Origin of the sequence: Rossellomorea sp. LJF3 (genome assembly GCF_037046045.1) — a bacterium.
Taxonomy (GTDB): domain Bacteria; phylum Bacillota; class Bacilli; order Bacillales; family Bacillaceae_B; genus Rossellomorea.
This window is the reverse complement of the sequence record NZ_JBANLY010000030.1, coordinates 22,718-37,150: the sequence shown is the minus strand read 5'-3', so window position 1 is coordinate 37,150 and position 14,433 is coordinate 22,718. Positions and strand designations below refer to the sequence as shown.

At 44.2% G+C, this 14,433-nt stretch carries 12 protein-coding genes; 1 reads left to right on the top strand and 11 read right to left on the bottom strand.

Annotated features, from left to right (window positions below):
• Positions 1 to 326 precede the first annotated feature (326 nt).
• Positions 327 to 2,051 carry an ABC transporter ATP-binding protein gene (locus V8G47_RS19305; RefSeq protein ID WP_336201490.1) on the top strand — a complete coding sequence of 575 codons (1,725 nt, stop codon included), beginning with the start codon at positions 327 to 329 and terminating at the stop codon, positions 2,049 to 2,051.
• A gap of 41 nt (positions 2,052 to 2,092) precedes the next feature.
• Here the strand turns inward: V8G47_RS19305 and dnaB are convergent, their stop codons facing one another.
• The 11 genes from dnaB to V8G47_RS19250 all read right to left on the bottom strand — a co-directional run bounded on the left by dnaB (position 2,093) and on the right by V8G47_RS19250 (position 14,259).
• Entirely contained in the window at positions 2,093 to 3,445 is a 1,353-nt protein-coding gene (gene dnaB, locus V8G47_RS19300) for a replicative DNA helicase (protein ID WP_034764791.1), read from the bottom strand.
• 172 nt (positions 3,446 to 3,617) lie between these two features.
• Positions 3,618 to 4,064 carry a 50S ribosomal protein L9 gene (gene rplI / locus V8G47_RS19295; protein ID WP_336201489.1) on the bottom strand — a complete coding sequence of 149 codons (447 nt, stop codon included), beginning with the start codon at positions 4,062 to 4,064 and terminating at the stop codon, positions 3,618 to 3,620.
• A complete protein-coding gene (locus V8G47_RS19290) occupies positions 4,061 to 6,034 on the bottom strand; it encodes a DHH family phosphoesterase (RefSeq protein ID WP_336201488.1) in 1,974 nt (657 codons plus the stop codon). Before V8G47_RS19290 ends, rplI begins: the two co-directional genes overlap by 4 nt.
• 26 nt (positions 6,035 to 6,060) lie before the next feature.
• Complete coding sequence (locus V8G47_RS19285; RefSeq protein WP_336201487.1) at positions 6,061 to 6,984, bottom strand: YybS family protein; 924 nt, start codon at positions 6,982 to 6,984, stop codon at positions 6,061 to 6,063.
• A 283-nt stretch (positions 6,985 to 7,267) separates the two neighbouring features.
• Positions 7,268 to 9,328, bottom strand: coding sequence for a methyl-accepting chemotaxis protein (locus V8G47_RS19280; protein WP_336201486.1), 2,061 nt, complete (start codon positions 9,326 to 9,328; stop codon positions 7,268 to 7,270).
• A 675-nt stretch (positions 9,329 to 10,003) separates the two neighbouring features.
• The gene (gene rpsR / locus V8G47_RS19275) at positions 10,004 to 10,240 is read right to left on the bottom strand and encodes a 30S ribosomal protein S18 (RefSeq protein ID WP_034764780.1); all 237 of its coding nucleotides are present in this window, start codon (positions 10,238 to 10,240) and stop codon (positions 10,004 to 10,006) included.
• Positions 10,241 to 10,281: 41 nt separating this feature from the next.
• Positions 10,282 to 10,797 carry a single-stranded DNA-binding protein gene (gene ssb, locus V8G47_RS19270; protein WP_034764778.1) on the bottom strand — a complete coding sequence of 172 codons (516 nt, stop codon included), beginning with the start codon at positions 10,795 to 10,797 and terminating at the stop codon, positions 10,282 to 10,284.
• Between the two features lie 79 nt (positions 10,798 to 10,876).
• A complete protein-coding gene (gene rpsF / locus V8G47_RS19265) occupies positions 10,877 to 11,164 on the bottom strand; it encodes a 30S ribosomal protein S6 (RefSeq protein ID WP_034764776.1) in 288 nt (95 codons plus the stop codon).
• Positions 11,165 to 11,762: 598 nt separating this feature from the next.
• The gene (gene ychF, locus V8G47_RS19260; RefSeq protein WP_060674606.1) at positions 11,763 to 12,863 is read right to left on the bottom strand and encodes a redox-regulated ATPase YchF; all 1,101 of its coding nucleotides are present in this window, start codon (positions 12,861 to 12,863) and stop codon (positions 11,763 to 11,765) included.
• A 252-nt stretch (positions 12,864 to 13,115) separates the two neighbouring features.
• Positions 13,116 to 13,316, bottom strand: coding sequence for a DUF951 domain-containing protein (locus tag V8G47_RS19255; protein ID WP_034764770.1), 201 nt, complete (start codon positions 13,314 to 13,316; stop codon positions 13,116 to 13,118).
• A gap of 13 nt (positions 13,317 to 13,329) precedes the next feature.
• The gene (locus tag V8G47_RS19250; protein WP_336201485.1) at positions 13,330 to 14,259 is read right to left on the bottom strand and encodes a mechanosensitive ion channel family protein; all 930 of its coding nucleotides are present in this window, start codon (positions 14,257 to 14,259) and stop codon (positions 13,330 to 13,332) included.
• Positions 14,260 to 14,433: the final 174 nt, after the last annotated feature.

Below are 14,433 nucleotides of genomic sequence, written 5' to 3'. Positions count from 1 at the left end.
CCTTCCGTAATGTAGCTCTGATTTGGTTTTTGTTTTCCTCAAAAACAGTCTAACCAAATTAACCTACGGTGTTACGAGTAAGGAGCTAGTTTCGTTCATGATAACTCGGGCATTGCCCTGCGGGGGCTTGACCGGTCGTCCGCGGAAAGGGAGCGAATCCCTTGACAACCAAGCAGTACGATATACGAACAGAGCAAAAGCACTCAATTTGATTGATCAAGCTTGGTAAAGAAGCGAATAAATAGGATAGCGCATTTTAGAAACTTTTGCTAATCTAAAATAAGCATTTTGAATTTTACATACAATTGAATATTGAGGTGATTTTGGTGATTAGACGATTTTTTAGTTATTACCGTCCGCACCGGCGGCTTTTTTATATTGATTTTGCCTGTGCGGTGTTGGTGGGACTTTTAGAGTTGGGATTTCCTTTGGCGGTATCGTGGTTCATTGATTCTTTATTGCCTGATGGAAATTGGAGTACCATCCTGGCTGTTTCAGCGGGCCTCCTGGTTCTCTATTTGCTCAGTTCGAGTATGCAATTTGTTGTGAACTACTGGGGGCATAAGCTCGGGATCAATATCGAGACAGATATGAGGCGGGAATTGTTTCATCATGTTCAGAGGCAATCCTTCCGCTTCTTTGATAATACGAAAACGGGTCATATCATGAGCCGGGTGACAAATGATCTGATGGACATCGGGGAGCTTGCCCATCACGGACCAGAAGATCTGTTCATCGCCGTCATGACCTTTATCGGCGCGTTCTGGATCATGCTGACAATTAATATGGAGCTTGCTTTGGTTGCGATCATCATTGTTCCTTTCCTTGTATGGCTCATTTCGTATTCGAATATCAAAATGAATGCGGCCTGGACGAAGATGTACGGAAATATTGCTGACGTCAACAGCCGTGTTGAAGACAGTGTTTCAGGGGCGAGAGTGGTTCAATCATTCACGAATGAATCTTATGAAATGGAACGTTTTAATGAGAATAATCAATTTTTCCGGAAGTCGAAACTGAAGGCTTATAATGTAATGAGCGTAAATTTATCCGGGATTTATATTACGACTCGGTTGATGACCTTGATCATACTAGTATACGGAGCCTGGCTGAGTTTTTCAGGGGCTCTCTCGTATGGGGAACTTGTCGCCTTCATCCTTTATATCAACGTCCTGTTTAAACCGATCGACAAGATTTCGGCCCTACTGGAACTGTATCCGAAAGGAATGGCAGGCTTTAAGCGGTTCACCGAGCTCATGGATATGGAGCCGGATATCGAGAATCGCCCCCATGCTGTTGAAGTGTCCACGCTGAGAGGGGATATTGCCTTCAACAACGTGACATTTGGATATGAACCTGACCGGCCCATTCTGAACGATTTATCCTTCACCATCCAACCAGGACAGACCGTCGCATTTGTCGGTCCTTCCGGTGCCGGGAAAACGACGATATGCGCATTGATCCCCCGCTTCTATGATATAGAAGAAGGAGCCATCACCATTGATGGGATCGATATCCGTGAGATGACGAAGGAATCCCTCCGTTCCCAGATCGGGATCGTACAGCAGGATGTGTTCTTATTCACCGGAACGCTCCGTGAAAATATTGCTTATGGGAAACTTGATGCCACTCAGGAAGAGATCGAGGAAGCGACGAGACGTGCGCATCTGACAGATCTGATCGCATCTCTTCCAGACGGATATGAGACCCAGATCGGGGAGAGGGGACTGAAGCTTTCCGGAGGGCAAAAACAGCGTTTATCCATTGCCCGTATGTTTCTTAAGAATCCACGAATCCTGATTCTGGATGAAGCCACTTCCGCTCTGGATACAGAGACAGAAGCGATCATTCAAGAGGCGTTAAATGAACTGGCAAAAGACCGGACCACCCTGGTGATTGCCCACCGGTTGGCAACGATCCGGAAAGCAGACCGTATTCTGGTCGTCACTGAAAACGGGATCGCCGAGGATGGGACTCATGAAGAGTTGCTCTCTAATGAAAATGGAATCTTTACAAGGCTTCATGCCCATCAACATGCGACGATCTTATAACAACAAAAAAATCCAAGCCTGATAAGCTTGGATTTTTTCTATTAAGCCGGAGCGTCGTCAAACCGCCGCTCCAGATTCACGAATTTATTGTATTCCTTCACGAACGCAAGAGACACGTTCCCAACCGGGCCGTTACGCTGCTTGGCAATGATGATCTCAATGATATTCTTGTTTTCCGCTTCTTTGTCGTAGTAATCTTCACGGTATAGGAAGGCTACGATGTCAGCATCCTGCTCGATACTTCCTGATTCACGGATATCGGACATCATTGGGCGCTTGTCCTGACGCTGCTCCACTCCCCGGGAGAGCTGGGATAAGGCGATGACCGGCACTTGAAGCTCACGGGCAAGCCCTTTCAAGGAACGGGAGATTTCAGAAACCTCCTGCTGACGGTTTTCGCCGGAACGACCGCTCCCCTGGATCAGCTGCAAGTAGTCGATGAGAATCATTCCAAGACCGTGTTCCTGTGCGAGTCGTCGGCATTTGGAACGGATTTCCCCTACTTTGATCCCCGGAGTGTCATCGATATAAATACCGGCATTTGAGAGGCTCCCCATTGCCATGGTCAACTTTCTCCAGTCTTCGTCCGTCAGATCACCGGTTCGGAGATTTTGTGCGTTAATATTACCTTCTGCACACAGCATACGCATGACGAGCTGTTCGGCACCCATCTCGAGTGAGAAGATGGCTACATTTTCCTTGGCTTTAACGGCTACGTTTTGAGCGATGTTCAGGGCAAAGGCTGTCTTACCCATGGAAGGACGTGCCCCGACAATGATCAAATCATTTCGCTGGAATCCGGCCGTCATATGATCCAGGTCGGCGAATCCTGTTGAAATCCCCGTCACGTCACCCTTCCGATTCGTCAGGGTTTCGATGTTGTCATAGGTCCGCACGAGGACATCTTTAATATTATGGAAAGCTCCGGCGTTTTTACGCTGAGCGACTTCCATGATGTTTTTTTCCGCTTCGCTCAGGAGGCTGTCCACCTCATCCTCACGGGCATAGCCGTCAGAAGCGATATCGGTCGCTGTACGAATCAACCTTCTGAGTAATGATTTCTCTTCCACGATCTTTGCGTAATATTCAATATTTGCAGCGGTTGGAACGGAAGCGGCCAGTTCACTTAAGTAAGCGACCCCGCCGACATCCTCGAGCTCTTTCGCTGCTGCCAGTTCTTCAGTCACCGTGATCAGGTCGACGGCCTTTCCGCCATCACCCAGATTCAGCATGACATTGTATATCCTTTGATGAGAATGACGATAGAAATCCTCTGGAATCAATATTTCCGATGTGGTCGTCAACGCACTGGGCTCCAGGAAAATGGCCCCTAATACCGCTTGTTCAGCCTCAATATTCTGAGGTGGCACCCGGTCCTGAAACATTTCATTCATCTATGCTCACGCCTCCCTTACGATCATCATTATCTATATAAAAAAAGAATGGTATTTTACCGAAAAAATGTGATCAGGATAAAATCCAGATCACATTTTATATCAAGCTATATTCATTTTAACATGTTTTTCTCAAAATGAAGTTACCAAATTTCGTATATTCAGTGGTAAACTATTCTTCCGTTACATGTACCTTTAATGTTGCGGACACATCTGTATGCAGCTTAACGGGAACATTTGTGTAACCAAGGGCACGGATGGCGTCATTCATCTCGATTTTACGTTTATCGATTTTGATGTCATGAGCTTTTTTCAACGCATCGGCGATTTGCTTGCTTGTGATGGATCCGAATAATCGGCCGCCTTCACCAGACTTCGCTTTCATTTCCACCGTGATTTCCTCTAATGTCGCTTTTAATTTTTTTGCCTCTTCCAATTCTTCTTGAGCGACTTGCTGTTCTTTCTTCTTTTGACCCTCAAGTTGACCCATGTTTGCGTTCGTTGCTTCGACAGCCAGGCCCTTTTTTAATAGAAAGTTATGTGCATAACCGTCTGCTACGTTTTTCACTTCGCCTTTTTTTCCTTTACCTTTTACATCCTTTAAGAAAATAACTTTCATATCTCTTTTCTCCCTTCAAAATAATCATTTAGTGCTTCTTTCAGCTGCTCTTCCGCTTCCAGTACCGATACCTGCTTGATTTGGGTGGCGGCATTGGTTAAATGACCTCCACCGTTCAAGTTTTCCATGATGATCTGTACGTTAACGTCACCGAGTGAACGGGCACTGATACCGATTGTGTCAGGATCCCGTTTCGAGATGACGAAGGAAGCGATGACCTCATCCATTGTTAGCAAAGTGTCTGCTGCCTGGGCAATGAGGACGGGATCATAAATGACATCATCCTCCCCTTTTGCAATCGCGACCCCTTCACGGAAGAACTTGACCGATTCGATCAACCGGGAACGCTTGATATACGTATCGACATCCTCTTTGAGGAATTTTTGGACCAGCACTGTGTCTGCACCCTGTGCCCGTAAGTAGGAAGCCGCATCAAACGTCCTCGATCCCGTCCGCAGCGTAAAGCTCTTCGTATCGACAATGATCCCGGCGAGGAGCGACGTCGCTTCCAGCATCGTGATCTTCTCATGCTTCGGCTGATACTCGAGTAGTTCTGTCACAAGCTCTGCCGTAGAAGAAGCATAAGGCTCCATATAGACAAGCAGTGGATTTTTAATAAAATCTTCGCCCCGTCGATGATGATCGATGACGACGACTTTATCCACCTTGTTTAACAGCTTTTCTTCAATGACCAGGGAGGGCTTATGGGTATCGACAACGACGAGCACCGTATCGTCCGTTGCCATCTCAAGTGCTTCCTCCGGGGTGATGAAGCGCGGATAGAGATCGGTATTCGCTTTGATTTCCTTCATCAATCGTTTCACACCGTTGTCGATTTCATTAAAGTTCAAGACGACATATCCTTCGCGCTGATTCATCTGGGCCACTTTCCGGATCCCGATGGCCGCTCCGATGGCGTCCATATCGGGATGCTTGTGTCCCATGATGATGACCTTGTCACTTTCAATCATGATTTCCTTTAAAGCATGGGAAATGACCCTTGCCCGTACACGGGTCCGTTTTTCCATCGGATTGGTTTTACCGCCATAGAACTTGACCTTTCCATTGGTCTGTTTAATCGCGACCTGATCGCCGCCTCGTCCAAGGGCGAGGTCGAGGCTTGATTGAGCCAGTGTCCCGAGTTCCGGAAGGGAGGAGACTCCTGTCCCGACACCGATACTCAAGGTGAGGGGGACATTTTGCTTCGAGGTCGTATCCCGGACATCATCCAGGATCCCAAACTTCTCCTTCTCCAATACTTGAAGGATCTTCTCATTTATGACGGCGATGAATCGTTCGGAAGAGACCCTCTTAAGGAACACACCGTACTCTTTCGCCCACTTATTCAGGATGGATGTCACAAGGCTGTTCAGACTGCTTCTCGTCTGATCATCCATGCCTTGCGTCAACTCATCATAGTTATCTAGAAAAATGATTCCAATATTCGTGCGTTCATCATGGTATTGCTTTTCTATTTCTTTTTGTTCTGTGACATCAAAGAAGTAGAGTAGTTTTTCTTTGAGCTTCAATACGACATGATATTTTCGTTCATTAATCGTCACAATTTCCGAATCGACTTCCTGTTTGATTAATGGAACGAGTGATTCAGCCACATCGTAAAGGGACCTTCCAACGACTGTGTCTTCATTGAAACAAGAGGCAAGAAATGGATTCGTCCATTCTATGTAATATTCATCATTGATCAGCATGATCCCAATGGGCATCTCCATCAACGCCTCTTCCCCTACACGCTTGACACGATAGGATAAGGTGGAGATATATTCCTCTGTTTCTTCGTGTGACCTTCTTTCAAAATAGAAAGCGAGAAAGTACACGATTCCAAAGACAATCAACCCTATTAACGAAATGATCCATTGGTAAAAGGAAACCGATACTAACAAAAGAGCTGTTAATATAGCTAGACCGTACAATGGGTAGCGGATCATTCGCTTATTAAAATAAGATGGCATGATTTCAGCTCCTGGATCTTAAATTTCTATGACTTGCGTTGCAGGCGTTGTCTTAGATCAAATCCTAAGTCAATTATACCTAAAATTCGCACGAGATAAAGAAGAGGAATCGAAATGATTGTAATTAATACCAAAATTCCTTTGGACCATCCTTTCAGATGAGCAAAGAAATAAATGAAAGACAAACCTTGCACCGCCATCAGCGTCTGCAGTACATACAAAATATTAATCAGCGCCGTATAAACGTATGTTCCTTTTTCCGGCTGAAGGATCATGGACAGCACAAGTGTGATCAAATAATACCAAAGAATGCTCTTGGGGAGCTTCCATTCCCTGAATGGCTTGAAGACCGGTACATCCCTTCCCAGACGCTTCATGATCGGGAAATTGATCAAGATGAACAGCAGGGCGAGTACAACCGATATTCCCACAAACAACGTAGGCATTAAGGTTTGAATAAGGTCAATCGAGCTCTCAAGACTATCGACCAGTTTTTTGTCCGGTTCCTGGCCGAGGGTTTTAAATAATGAATAATAAGCAGCCTTCGATTCCTTCAGACTGTCTTCGATTACATTCACACCTAAAAATAGAATTGAAACAACAAAACCGATCACAATGTTTATAACAAGTGTGAGACTTGCTGCCATAAACAGCCTCATCTTATCCACTCTTGCCTTCACACACCAACCGATGACCAGCCCGGTTGTAGCCACCATAAAGGCAACCGGTAATGCAAGCAGTCCCCCGAATAAGAAAGACAGACCCAGTGATCCGATCAATACTAAGATCGAATTCCATAACGAATACTTGGAACTGAATAAAATAAGAGGGAGGGGCAACACAAAGAATGCCAGGGTCCCAATAAGCGGAACATATAAACTCAATAACATTAGCACAGTAAAGATGGCGAGCATAAGCGCACCTTCTGTCAAAATACGGGGATTCCTCACTCAAAACGCTCCTTACGATAGATTAAACAATGCAATAGCACTATCATATCAATTTTGAAGATAGATTTCATCTAATGGGGATTTGGAAGGGGATTTTTAATCAAACTGGTGCCACTTTCAGTGAAACTCGTTCAAAGTTGTAATATCAGTCATTATGATCGTATAAAAAAGAGGGCATCCCTCTCCACAGCAATCCATCTACTCTAGTATGCACTCACTCTAAAAAGGAGTATACGTAGTAGATAAAGAATGGCAATGTGTCAGGACACCCTCATATCGCAGATTATGAAATTTTGAATCGCTCAATGGAGGACTGAAGCTCCTGGCTAAGGTCCGTCAGACGCTCCGCTGCTTCTGTAACGGATTGTACTGCCCTTACCTGCTCCTCAGTCGAAGCACTCATTTCCTCGCAGGAAGCGGCTGTCTCTTCGGCTGTCGCGGCCATCATTTGGATCACATTGACCACTTCATCCTTTTCGAGATTGATTTGACCCACTTCGTTATACATATTCTCAATCTCACGCTGCATGGATTTCATTAATTGAGAGGTTTCGTCGAATACATGATTCGTTTTTTGAATCACATCATTCTGCACTTCGAATGTTGCTTTTGTCTTAACCATTTCGTCCACTGCTTGATGAGAGCCCTGTTGGATCTCAACAATCGTGCGCTTGACTTCTTCCGTTGCTTTCACGGATTGATCTGCAAGCTTGCGGACCTCTTCGGCTACCACAGCGAACCCTTTGCCGTGCTCTCCGGCTCTTGCCGCTTCAATGCTCGCATTGAGGGCAAGCAGATTCGTTTGAGATGAAATTTCCGTGATCGTTCCCATGACGGATTCAATCGTCTTCACTTTCGATTCCAGGCTAAGGATGACTTTTTCCATGGAAGTGATGTATTCACTGGAGGAGTGATACGCATGCTCTAATTCTTTCACCTGATTCAATCCAGACTGGTTCATGGTATCCGCTTTCCCTGCAAGTTCAGACATGGCTTTTGATTTCTCATAAACCCCATCAATTCTCGTTCCCAATTGCTCAGTTTGAAGATGAGCCCGATCAGAGTCAGCGGCTGACTGTGAAGCTCCGCTGGCGATTTCCGTTACGGCCCTTGCCATCTCCTCACTTGATGCATTCGTTTCCTCAGAAACCGCACTTAGTCCTTCGGCAGATTCCCGAACATTATAAATCGATTCCTGAACGACTGCTATCGTATCTTTCATATTCACGATCATTTTATTTAGATCTGTAGCCAGTAGGCCCGTTTCATCTTTTGTGTTAATCGTAGATTGAATGGATAAATCACCGGACGAAACGTTGGTTACCGTTTTTTGCAGATCTTTAATCGGTTTTGTCATCATATTGGCTACAATGACAACCAGTACCAGCATGATGACCAGTGTAATCAGAGCCGTGATCATGAGTAAACGTTCGATGTCTTTCGAAGATTGAATGAGATCTTCCATATTATAAGCGGATCCCACTTTCCAATTCGTCTTCGGCACCGTGCTGTATACCAATATTTTTTTATCCCCTTCGAGTTCATATCGGACGGTGGCCGATTCTTTATCGGATTTCAACATTTTGCTGATGAAAGGCAGGGTGGACAAATCTTCACCACGTTTGGTTGGATGAACGATGGCTGTACCATCAAGACCGATCAAAAACGGATAGCCATTATATCCGATATCCATTTTGGAAACACGGTCAGTCAGTTTCGACAGGTTAATATCGACACCGAGGACACCCACCACTTTGTTTTCAGAGACAATCGCCCTTGAGGCGGTTATGATGTATTCCTCCGTTGCCGTATCGACATAAGGTTCGCTCCATACAACTCCTGCCCTTGCATCTGCAGCGGTTTTATACCAATCTCTGCTTGTCGGATCAAAATCACTCGGCAGGGAAACGGAAGGGACGATTTTCAGTTTCTTATTCGGTGATGCAAAGTAGATGGAAGTAGCTTCCTCGTACAAACTAAGATAATTATCGAAATCCGACTGGATATTCGCATATAACTCTGTATTATCTACGTCCTTTTTTGATTGCATTTGTGCCTTTGCATAGTTTTTCAATGCGTTGGAAACGGAGTACTGATCAATACTTTTTTCATATTGTCCAAGGAACAGCTGTACGGAATTATTGAGCTCCCCGACGATCCCTTGGGTTTGACTGATGACTTCATCCTCTGTTTTCATTCTCGTCTGCAAGCTGGTAATGGATATGATGACAGCCAAAGAAACCATAAATAAGATAGAAATGATGACGATAAGCTTCATTCTGATGGATGATAAAATAAATCTCTTTTTATGGTCTTTTTTGTTTTTCTTTCTAATTTTTTTCACCAAAATTCCCCCTTTAACTACAAAAAACATCAATGTACACACTTATTCATCGACATTTTCCGGTGATTATTTATAGTTTTGGGGGAAATCACATTTCAAATATTAAAATGATTGTCCTTTGATAAGTCGTGGTGTGAAAATAAGACCGTTCCTTTTCGCTCCAGGCACTTGCTTTCCTCGGGGAGGAAGTCGAGCCTCCTCGGGCTTCGCCCTGCGGGGTCTCGACCTTTCCTCTATTTCCCGAAGGAGTCAAGTGCCTTCCGCTACAATCCACTCTGTGCTTTTACATGGGGGCTTCTAATTATGAATAGATATAAAATCTCTTACTAAAAAGGATCAAGAATTTTTACGAGAGGCTATTTGGCAAAGATTGTCGTGGTAAAAAAACATCTGACAAAGCCCAACAACCAAGAGTGACAGAACACATTAGTAACAAAATTCATCGAAAAACCACTCATATACTATAGAGGCTATCGTTGACCGCTTAATACTTCAAAAAATACTGGTAGTTAATGCGTGAATGTATTTATATTTTCCTATATTCAGGAAATCACGTCCCGCGGAAAGCGAGCACCTGCAGCGGAAATCAACCAGCACTTACTCATCTATAAGCTACAAAAAAAGCCGTAAAAAAAGCAGCAGAGACAAGTCTCTGCTGCTTTTAAGTCGATGATATTATTCACCAGTAACGTATGGAAGTAATGCCATTGTACGAGCGCGTTTGATCGCACGAGTCAACTTACGTTGGTACTTAGCGTTCGTTCCAGTTACACGACGTGGAAGAATCTTTCCACGTTCAGATACGAATTTCTTAAGAAGATCAACATCTTTGAAATCGATATGTGTAATTCCGTTTGCTGTGAAGTAGCACACCTTACGACGTCTACGTCCACCTCTACGTCCTCCTGCCATTTGTTTCGCCTCCTATCTTGTTTGGATTCGTTATCGTTCGTTTAGAATGGCAGATCATCATCGGAAATGTCGATCGGCTGACCGTCATTTGCAAATGGATCCTCATCTACACGTGTATAGTTGTTGTTATTATTGTTGTTGCGTTGTTGATTCTGATTCTGACTATACGGATTTCCTTGGTCACGCTGACCTCCACCTGAATAGCCCGGACTTCCTCCACGATCGCCTTGATTCGCACTACGCGGTTCTAAGAACTGAACGCTTTCTGCTACAACTTCCGTCATAAACACACGACGTCCATCCTGTCCTTCGAAATTACGTGTTTGAATGCGACCGTCAACGCCAGCTAAGCTGCCTTTTTTAAGAAAGTTTGCTACATTCTCTGCAGGGCGACGCCATACAACACAGTTAATAAAATCTGCTTCCCGTTCTCCTGATTGATTCGTAAAACTACGATTGACAGCCAGTGTAAACGAAGCCACAGCCACTCCACTTGGAGTATATTTTAATTCAGGGTCTTTGGTTAAACGCCCTACTAATACAACTCGGTTCATCATCAGAATCAACCCCTTCCTTCTAGGTTACTGTTTCACGTGAAACAGATGATAGAAGTGTATATCTTAAAAAACGTACGGATTATTCTTCTTCTTTAACAACGATATGACGGATAATATCATCGCTGATTTTAGCTAAACGATCGAATTCGTTAACTGCATCAGAAGTAGCGCTCATCTTAACTAGTTGATAGAAACCATCACGAAAATCGTTGATTTCATACGCTAAACGACGTTTACCCCAATCTTTTGACTCGATGATTTCCGCGCCGTTAGTTGTTAAAACGTTATCGAAACGCTCAACTACTGCTTTCTTTGACTCGTCGTCAATGTTTGGGCGGACAATGTACATAACTTCGTACTTTCTCATCTGAATGTCACCTCCTCGTGGTCTATGCGGTCCTTTCTTTGTGAAAGAACAAGGAGCAATGCGTTCATTACTCACGAAATAAAATTATAGCACAGGTTATCTATTATTGCAATATGACGTATAAAAAAGACTAGAATATGGATTCTAGTCTTTTTTAGAATAAACATTTGTTTGCTTATAACAAAGCGAGTGCTGGTTGATTTCCACTCCAGGTGCTCGCTTTCCGCGGGGCTGGCGGTGAGCCTCCTCGGCTACGCCTGCGGGGTCTCACCTGTCCAGCTACGGCGGCTAGCCCCTCGAGGTCATAAGCTAAATGGCCCAAGAAGGCAAAACAACGCCTTCTTCGTCCATTCATCTTATGCTTGTCGGGGCTGTTCGAGCCGCCTCCGCATTTCGTACTCTCCAGCATTTCCCGCAGGAGTCGAGCACCTTCCGTTCCAATCAACTGTATGCGTGAGTTCTATACTACAACATACCTAGTATAAGGTTATAACAAGTAGATATGAGAATATCATCTGTTCTCATTTATACTCATCGTCAGCACTAACATCTTCTTTCTGTAAGTAACGCTATTTTATCTACATTACAGGAGATGAACTTACACGTTAAATCGGAAGTGAATGATGTCTCCGTCTTTTACAAGGTATTCTTTACCTTCCAGACGGACTTTTCCTGCTTCGCGGGCTGCACCCATTGTACCGGCAGCAACTAAATCTTCATAAGATACGGTTTCGGCACGGATGAATCCTCTTTCAAAGTCGGTGTGGATGACACCTGCACATTGAGGGGCTTTCATTCCTTCACGGAACGTCCAGGCACGGACTTCTTGTACACCTGCTGTGAAGTAAGTAGCCAATCCCAGTAGGGAATAGGTAGCACGGATCAGCTGATCAAGGCCAGATTCTTCGATGCCTAACTCCTGCAGGAACATCGCCTTTTCTTCATCATCTAGCTCGGCGATTTCAGATTCAATCTTCGCGCAGACAACGATCACTTCTGCGTTGTCGTCTTTCGCAAATTCACGTACTTTCTGAACATATTCGTTATCAGAAGGATCCGCGATCTCGTCTTCACTTACGTTCGCTACATATAATACAGGCTTAGAAGTCAGAAGATGAAGCTGTTTCACAAGCTTCATTTGCTCATCCGAGAACTCAACTGTACGGGCTGGCTGTTCAGCTTCCAACGCTTCTTTGATTTTCACAAGGATATCATGCTCAAATACTGCTTCTTTGTCTTTTTGCTTCGCCATTTTCTGAACTCTTGCAAGACGCTTGTCCACCGTTTCAAGGTCAGCCAGGATCAACTCCAGGTTGATGACTTCGATATCCGCAATCGGATCTACTTTACCTGATACGTGTGTGATATTATCATCTGCGAAGCAACGGACAACCTGACAGATCGCATCCACTTGACGGATATGGGACAGGAATTTGTTCCCCAGTCCTTCTCCTTTACTTGCGCCTTTTACAATCCCGGCAATATCCGTGAATTCGAAGGCAGTGGGAACCGTCTTCTTCGGGTCCACGAGTTCGGTTAATTTATCAAGACGGTGATCCGGAACCTCTACAATTCCTACGTTCGGATCAATGGTACAGAACGGGTAGTTCGCAGATTCTGCACCTGCTTTTGTAATTGCGTTGAATAAAGTGGATTTCCCTACGTTAGGTAGTCCCACAATACCAGCTGTTAATGCCATTTCAGTCACTCCTCATCCATATTCTTATCTATTAAAAATCCTGTAAGATCAAAAAACTAGTAAACGGTCGAACCTTTCACAATTATAGAGATAATAGTGGGAAAAGACAAGTGAAGCTTCCGGTGTTCCACAGGAAAACATTCCTGCAGAAAAAAGCATCCGCTCTTGGGAAATCGAGTGGATGCTCTTGATTACATTCAAGTGAACATAAGGTGGATTAGGTCAAAAGAATTATGGGTAAAAAAAGAATACTTATTCTTCTTCACCGCTTGAGATGACCTTTTTCATTTTCTTTGCAAAGTCTTTTCTGGGGATCATGACACTATGGCCGCACCCGACACACTTGATGCGAATATCCATCCCCATACGGATCACTTTCCAGCGGTTCGTACCACATGGATGAGGCTTCTTCATTTCTACAATGTCATTTAATGTGAATGTCTTTGGTTCCACCGGTTACTCCTCCTTATTCGCTTTCAAGTCTTTTTTGTTTCTCTTGCCGGGGGTGTAGCTCTTCTTCATCTTTACGTGAATACATCACCATTCGAGGGTACGGAATCTCAATACCATGCTCATTCAGGCATAGTTTCACTTCTTTTCGGATCATCCTGGCCATATACCAATGACTCATCGGCACTGTTTCAGCCACAATCCGGATGACAACTTCAGATGCCCCCAGAGTTTGAATCCCCAACAGCTCTGGCGGATTCACAAGTTCCTCATACTTTTGCGGTAAAGCAAGAAGAAGTTTCTGCATCACTTTCTCTGCTTCTTCAATATTCTCCTCATGGGCAATGCTGACATCCACGACAGCGATACTGTTATGAATGGAGTAGTTGGTTACTTCTGTAACATTCCCATTGGGGAAGATATGTAATTCCCCGGTCCAACTTTTGATCTTTGTCGTTCGCAGGCCGATTTCTTCGACGGTTCCCTCTGCAGAACCGATGCGAACATAATCGCCTACTGAAAATTGATCTTCGAAGATAATGAAAAAACCGGTGATGATATCACGTACCAGATTCTGTGCACCGAAACCGACGGCAAGGCCGACGATCCCGGCCCCTGCGATAAGTCCTTTTACATCAATTTCCAGAGTCGATAAAATGGTCATCAAGCTGATGAAATAGATCACATAGGTCAAGACGTTCTCCAACAGTTTGGATAAAGTGGCTTCCCTTCGTTCAGTGAACTTAAGAGGGGAACGAGACCGGACCTTGAATACGTTTCGAATCGCAGACCTTCCTACCCTTAGCGCAAGATATGTAATGACCATAATGGCAATAATCTTTAAAGCCCCTGTTCCCAGGGACATCCACATTTCATTATCTATCAGTTTCTCAGTAGCTTTATCAATAGTGTCATCTACAGTAGTTTTAGTGTTTTTCGCACTCATATATCGAACCTCCACTTATCATTCAATAAGAAGTATTCCTTATTTTATCAACTTTCCCTCTCCTTGTGTAGATATAACCTCATAAAGAATAGTTTCTAGAAAATTTTTATTTTATGAAAAATCGGAGTTTATTATGTATGAAAAAAAGAAATCGTCCGTATACTGATAATACTT